The organism is Mycobacterium talmoniae (assembly GCF_001854525.1).
Taxonomy (GTDB): Bacteria; Actinomycetota; Actinomycetes; order Mycobacteriales; family Mycobacteriaceae; genus Mycobacterium; species Mycobacterium talmoniae.
Window position 1 is genome coordinate 1 of record NZ_MLQM01000225.1, and the last position, 6896, is coordinate 6896.

The window sequence follows — 6896 nt, forward strand, 5'->3', positions numbered from 1 at the left end:
TCAGTTGATCGCGACCGCGGCCGCCGCCACCGCCGCCGCGGCCCCCGCCGACCACACCAAACGGCTCCGGCTGCGCACCGAGTTCGACACCCGCGCCGCCGCGGTCACCGCGCTGGAGGCCGACGCCCGCGCCGCCGCGGCCGCGGAGTCCACCGCCCGCGACGCCGCCGCGGCCGCCGACGCTGCGGTCGCCGACGCGGCCCGGGTGCTCGCGGCCGCCGAGCAGCGCGTCGAGTCGGCCCGCCGCGTGCTGGACCAGCTCGCGCACCGGGCGGAGGCCGATCGCCTGGCGGCCCGGCTGGCCAAAATCGAGGCCGCCCAGCAGGACCATGACCGGGTGGCCCAGGAGCTGGCCGGGATCGCGGTCACCGAGGCGGCGCTGCGCCGCATCGAAGACGCCGCCGCCGCGGCGGATCGGGCCGAGGCGTCGCTGGCCGCGATGTCGGCGACGGTGGAATTCGCCGCGGCCGCCGACGTCGAGCTCGTGGTCGGCGGCCAGCGGATCGTGCTGCCGGCCGGCCAGAGCTGGTCGACCACCGTCACCGCCGCCACCCAGGTCGACGTGCCCGACCTGCTCAGCGTGCGGCTGAGTCCGGGCGACACCGCCCGCGATGCCCAGGCCAAATGCGCTGCGGCGCAACACGAACTGGCCGACGCGCTGGCCGCCGCGAAAGTCGCCGATCTCGTCGCGGCGCGGCACGCCGACCAGCGGCGCCGCGACCTGCAGGCCCGCCGCGACCAGCTGACCGCCACCCTGGCGGCGCTGTGCGGTGACGATCCGGTGGAGCAGCTGCGGTCCCGGCTGGCGCAGCTGCGGGCCGAGGCCCCCGAACCCGACACCGCGATCACGCCCGAGGCCGCCCGCGCCGAATGCGATGCGGCCGAGGCGGTCCGCGGCCAGGCGGCCGCCGACTGCGCGGCACACCAGGCCGCCGCGGTCGCGGCGGCCACCGAACTCACCGAGCGCTGCACCCAGGCGCGGCTGGTGCAGGACAAGCTGGCGGCGCAGCGCGCCGAACGGGACGCGGTCGCCGAGCGGCTCACCGGGCAGCGGGCGTCGGCCAGTGACGACGCCGTGGCGGCCGCCGCGGACACCAACGCCGCCGCCGCGGGCGCCGCCACCCGGCGCGTCGACGAGCTGTCCGAGCGGCTGGCCGCCGCCGCGCCCGACGCCGTCGCCGTCGAACTGGCCGCGGCCGACGCCGCGGTCCAGGCGCTGCGCAGCCGGCACGCCGACGCCGCGCGCGCCCTGCACCAGGTGGAGGTCGAGCTGGCCGTGTTCGGCACCGAGGGCCGCAAAGGCCAGCTCGACGACGCCGAGTCCGCGCGGGCCCACGCCGCGGCCGAACATGCGCGGATCGGGCGCCGGGCCCGCGCCGCGCAGCTGCTGCGGTCGGTGATGGTCCGCCACCGCGACACCACCCGGCTGCGTTACGTCGCCCCGTTCCGCGCCGAAATCGAACGGCTGGGCCGCCCGGTGTTCGGGCCCAGCTTCGAGGTGGAGGTGGACAGCGACCTGCGCATCTGCAGCCGCACGCTCGAGGGCCGCACCGTGCCCTACGACTCGCTGTCGGGTGGGGCCAAAGAGCAACTCGGCATCCTGGCGCGGCTGGCCGGCGCGGCGCTGGTCGCCAAGGAAGACACCGTCCCGGTGTTGATCGACGATGCGCTGGGCTTCACCGATCCGGGCCGGCTGGCCAGCATGGGGGAGGTGTTCGACATGGTCGGCGCGCACGGCCAGGTGATCGTGCTGACCTGCACCCCCGCCCGCTACCAAAGCGTCGACGGCGCGCACCGCATCGAGCTGACCGCCTGAGCCTCGGCCCTACTCGCGCATGAAGCCGATCGCGGTGTAATCCAAATCCGCTAGCCCGGTGGCGCCGAAGTTGGCCAGGGAGCTGCGGACCGCGACGTTGCCGGGGGTTTGGGTCAGCGGCAGGCTGAAACCCTCCGCCCACAACAGCGCATCGACCTCGTTGGCCAGCGCCCGGGCCTTAGCCGGGTCGAGTTCGGACAGCGTCTGCTCGATCTTGGCGTCGATCTGCGGGCTGCCGATCTTGCCGAAATTGCCCTCCCCGTGCGAGGCGTAGATCTGGGTGAGCCCGGCCAGCGGGAACGCGTCACCGACCCAGGAGAACTGCGCGAAATCGAAGTCGCCGACGTTGATGTACTTGCTGAAAAAGCCGGAGCCGCTCTTGGCGTCGAGTTCCAGCTGGACCCCGATCTGGGCCAGGCTGTGCTGCGCGATCTGGCCGAACTGTTTGGTGCTCTGCGCGTCGTAGAGCACGTCGCGGATCACCAACCGGCGCCCGTTCTTTTCACGGAACTTCCCGTTGAGTTTCCAGCCCAGCGCGTCGAGTTCACGCTTGGCCTGCTCCGGGTCGTAGCCGATGCTGTTGTCTTGGTAGCCTTCCTGGCCGGCGACGTAGATGTGGTTGTTCAACGGGACCGGATCGGTGGTCAGGCCGCGCTGGGTCACGTCGGCGATGAGCTGGCGGTCGATGCCCTTGGTGACGGCGACCCGCAGCGCCTTATCGGCCAGGATCGAGCCGGGCGCCCCATTGATGGTGAAGTGATACCAGGCCGGGGTGGGGGCGCGACGGATCGAGATGCCGCGGGTGCGCCGCGCGATGGTCAGCTGGTCCAGGGAGGCCACCCCGGTGGCGTCGATGGTCTTGTTCTGCAGCGCCGGCAGCCGCGCCGCGTCGTCGAGCACCAGGTAGGTGATGCTGTCCAGCCGCGGCTTTCTGCCCCACCAGCGCGGATTGCGGGTCAACGTGATGCGCTGCGCGCCGCGGTCCAACGCGGACACGATGAACGGGCCGGCCGACGGGCCGGGCCGCTGCAGTTGGCCCTTGTTGAACGCGTCGGGGGTGGCGGTCATGCTCTTGGGCAGCAGCATCGAGTTGCCGGCGAACATGCCGCGCCACTCCGAATACGGCTTGGCGAAGGTCACCACCGCCTGCCGGTCGTCGACACCGCGGGTCACCGACTTGACCCGTTCGGCCCCGCCGGTGCTGGCGATCGCGAACCGGTCGTCGACCCCACTGACGGCGTGGAGTTGGCTGGCGATGTCTTCCCAGGTCAGCGGGGTGCCGTCGGACCATACCGCCTTCGGGTTGATGGTGTAGGTAACCACCTGCGGGTCGGTGCCGGTGAGCTCGACACTGGTGAAGTAGTCGGTGTCCACGGTGGCCGAGCCGTCCGGGCCGATGGTGAACGCGCGCGGCAGGGTGGCCTTGAGCATGCCGCCGATATCGGCCAGGTTGCCGTCGATGTGCAAGGTGTTGAAGTTCGGCGGGAACTCCGCCAGCGCCAGCCGCAGGTTCCCGCCGTCTTGCAATGTGGCCGGATCCTGCGGGTTGATGTCGCTGCTGCTGCCGATCTCGGCGGCGCCGTCGACCGCGTCTATGTTGACCGGGGCACACCCGGTGAGGATCAGTCCGGCCGTCAGCACCGCCGCGCAGACCGCGGTGACTCTGCGCCTAGGGCGATCTCTTCTCGCAAAACCGCGCCCTGAGCGCAGAGTCAACGCACGGCTACCCACGATGCGGCTCCGGTTGGGGGACCGCGGCCAGCAGCCGGCGGGTGTAGTCGTGTTGGGGTGCGCGCAGAACCTCATCGGCCTCACCCTGCTCGACGATGGCGCCGGCGAACATCACCGCCACCCGGTGCGCGAGATGTTTGACGACCGAAAGGTCATGGGACACAAACAGGTAGGACAACCCGAGCTGCTGCTGCAAATCCAGCAGCAGGTTGATGATGCCGGCCTGGATGGACACGTCCAGGGCGGACACCGGCTCATCGAGCGCGAGGATCTTCGGCTGCAACGCCAGCGCGCGGGCGATACCGATGCGTTGTTTTTGTCCGCCGGAGAACTCGGCGGGGTAGCGGCTGGCGTCGGCGCGCCGCAGCCCCACCAGCTCGAGCAACTCGGCGACCCGGGTGTTGATCTCGTCCTTGCCAAACCCGTTGGCGCGCAGCGGCTCGGCAAGCACATCGAAAACCGGGAAGCGGGGGTCCAGGGAGGCCACCGGATCCTGGAACACCACCTGCAAGTCGCGTCGCAACACCCGCCGGGTGCCCGCGGTCAGGGTGGCGACGTCGGTGCCCAGAACCTCGATGGTGCCCGCCTGCGGGGCGCTGAGCTGCAGAATCTGATGCAGCGTGGTGGATTTTCCCGACCCCGACTCGCCGACGATGCCCAGCGTGCGGCCCTGCTGCAGTTCGAAGCTGACCCCGTCGACCGCGCGGACCTCGCCGAGGTTGCGCCGCAGCACCACCCCTTTGGTCAGTCGGTAGGTCTTGACCAGATCCTGCACCCGCACCACCACCGGCGCGTCGTCGGCGGATGCGGTCTCCGGCGTGTCGGTGCCGACCCCGTAGATGTCGGCGGCGCTGCGACCCGCCACGTGCTCGGTGCGGATGCAGGCCGCCCGATGGTCGGGCCCCACCGGAGCCAAATCCGGCTCCGCGTCACGGCATTCGTCGATGGCCAGCGGGCATCGCGGCGCGAACGGGCAGCCGGGGTCCAGCGCGGCCAGCGACGGCGGCGCGCCCGGGATCGGCACCAGCCGGGTGCCCTGCGCGGCGTCCAGGCGGGGCACCGAGCCCAACAACCCGACGGTGTACGGCATCTGGCGTTCCCGGTACAGGTCGGCCACCGCGGCGGCCTCCACGACTCGGCCGGCATACATCACCAACGCCCGGTCGGCGAACTCGGCGACCACCCCCAAGTCGTGGGTGATGATCAGCACCCCGGCGCCGGTGACATCGCGGGCCGTCTTGAGCACGTCCAGGATCTGCGCCTGCACGGTGACATCCAGTGCGGTGGTGGGCTCGTCGCAGATCAGCAGGTCCGGATCGTTGGCGATCGCGATCGCGATCACCACCCGCTGCCGCTCGCCGCCGGACAGTTCATGCGGAAACGCCCGCGCCCGCCGCTGCGGCTGGGCGATGCCGACCAGCTCCAGCAGCTCCACCGCCCGCCGGCGCGCGGCCTTGCGGCCCACCTGAGGCTGATGCACCTCGATCGCCTCGGCGATCTGGTCACCGACCGGGTAGACCGGTGTCAGCGCCGACATCGGGTCCTGGAACACCATGCCGATCGTCTTGCCGCGGAACCGTGACATCGCGGTATCGGACAGGCCGAGCAGCTCGGCGCCGTGCAGTTGCACCGAGCCGGACACCGCGGCGTACTCGGGCAGCAGACCCATCACCGCCATGGCCGCCGCCGACTTTCCCGACCCGGATTCGCCGACCATGGCCACGACTTCGCCGGGATCGACGTGATAGCTGATGCCGCGCACCGCGGCGACCCGCTCGGTGTCGGTGGGGAAGGTGACCGTCAGGTCGGTCACCGACAGCAGCGGGCTCATCGCGCTCCCCGCCGAAGGGTGGCGCTGCCGGGGTCCAAGGCGTCGCGCAGGCCGTCGCCAGCCAGGTTGGCGCACACCAGGATCGTGATCAGTACCCCGGCGGGAAACAGGAACACCCACGGGAAGGTGATCGCGGACGCGGTGCCGTCGGCGATCAGGGTGCCCAGCGACACGTCGGGGGGCTGGATGCCGAAACCGAGGAAGCTCAGCCCGGTTTCGGCCAGGATCGCCACCGCGACGTTGAGGGTGGTGTCGATGATCAGGATGGAGGCGACATTGGGCACCACGTGGTGGGTGATGATCCGGCGGTTGGGCACGCCCATATACCGTGCGGCCTGGATGAATTCGCGTTCCCGCAGGCTCATCGTCAGGCCCCGGACCATCCGCGAGCTGACCATCCAGCTGAACCCGGCCAGCAGCAGGATGAGGAAGAAGATGTTGCCCGCACCCTTGGTGCGCGGCGTGACGATCGCGATGAGGATGAAGGCCGGCACTACCAGCAGCAAATCCACCAGCCACATCAGCACCCGATCCCGCCAGCCGCCGAAGTAGCCGGAGACCGCGCCGACGGTGGCGGCGATCAGCGTGGAGATGAACGCCACGCACACCCCGATCAGCATCGACTTCTGCATCCCGCGCAGCATCTGCGCCAACAGGTCCTGCCCTAAGGCGTTGGTGCCCAACCAATGCGCGGCGCCCGGCGGTTGCAGCAGCGCGGTGTAGTCCAGATCGGTGTAGGAGTACGGCAACAGCGGCGGCAGCGCGTAGCAGGCGATGAACAGCAGCGCCAGCACCAGCAGTGACCCGACCGCCGACCGGCTGCGCACGAACCGGCGCCACACCAGGGTGCGCCGCGAGGTGAACTGCGCGGTGTCGGCGGCGGTCATGACACCCGCACCCGCGGATCGAGGATCGCGTAGATCACGTCCGACAGCAGCCCGGCCAACAGCACCACCGACCCGGTGAACACCGTGATCGCCGCGATGATGTTGGTGTCTTGCGTGGCCACCCCCTGGATCACCCATTCGCCCATGCCGTGCCAGCCGAAGATCTTCTCGACGAACACCGAGCCGGTGACCAGCCCGGCCACCCCGTAGGCGAACAGGGTGGCCATCGGGATCAGCGCGGTGCGCAGGCCGTGTTTGATCAGGGCGCGCCGGCGGGTCAGGCCCTTGGCGCGGGCGGTGCGGATGAAATCCTGGCCCAAAACGTCGAGCATCGCGTTGCGTTGGTAGCGGCTGAACCCGGCGGCCGCGCCCAGCGCCAACGTCAGCGAGGGCAGCACCAGATGCTGCAGCCGGTCCAGCAGCTGCGGCCACACCCCGGCGGCCACCCCCGGCGAGGTTTCGCCGGTGTACTCGAACAACTGCATGCCCAGCCCCCAGTTGACCCGCAGCGCGGCCAGGATGGCCAGGTTCGCCAGCACGAAAGTCGGTGTCGAGATCACCAGCAACGCCAGCAGGGTGATGACCCGGTCGGACAGCCGGTACTGCCGAATCGCGCCCCACGCCCCGAGCC

The 6896-nt window shown here is 70.8% G+C and carries 5 protein-coding genes; 1 reads left to right on the forward strand and 4 read right to left on the reverse strand.

Annotated elements, in window-relative coordinates; translation table 11 throughout:
• On the forward strand, nucleotides 1-1816 hold a 1816-nt coding region (locus tag BKN37_RS29380), incomplete at its 5' end, for an ATP-binding protein (protein ID WP_071029648.1).
• Between the two features lie 9 nt (nucleotides 1817-1825).
• On the opposite strand, the gene BKN37_RS24775 is transcribed toward BKN37_RS29380, so the two are convergent.
• The 4 genes from BKN37_RS24775 to BKN37_RS24790 form a co-directional block, all read right to left on the reverse strand.
• A complete protein-coding gene (locus tag BKN37_RS24775) occupies nucleotides 1826-3442 on the reverse strand; it encodes an ABC transporter family substrate-binding protein (RefSeq protein ID WP_071029654.1) in 1617 nt (538 codons plus the stop codon).
• A 97-nt stretch (nucleotides 3443-3539) separates the two neighbouring features.
• Nucleotides 3540-5378 (reverse strand): dipeptide ABC transporter ATP-binding protein, encoded by a 1839-nt coding sequence (locus BKN37_RS24780; protein WP_071029650.1) that lies wholly within the window; start codon nucleotides 5376-5378, stop codon nucleotides 3540-3542.
• On the reverse strand, nucleotides 5375-6265 hold the full coding sequence (locus tag BKN37_RS24785) for an ABC transporter permease (RefSeq protein ID WP_071029652.1): 891 nt from the start codon (nucleotides 6263-6265) through the stop codon (nucleotides 5375-5377). Before BKN37_RS24785 ends, BKN37_RS24780 begins: the two co-directional genes overlap by 4 nt.
• Nucleotides 6262-6896: ABC transporter permease (locus BKN37_RS24790; RefSeq protein ID WP_131823686.1), on the reverse strand; the 635-nt coding region annotated here is incomplete at its 5' end. The genes BKN37_RS24785 and BKN37_RS24790, both read right to left, overlap by 4 nt.

Excerpts from the sequence above, each read along its gene's own strand:
- BKN37_RS24780 (WP_071029650.1), bottom strand. The coding sequence starts at position 5,378 with ATGAGCCCGCTGCTGTCGGTGACCGACCTGACGGTCACCTTCCCCACC.
- BKN37_RS24785 (WP_071029652.1), bottom strand. The coding sequence starts at position 6,265 with ATGACCGCCGCCGACACCGCGCAGTTCACCTCGCGGCGCACCCTGGTG.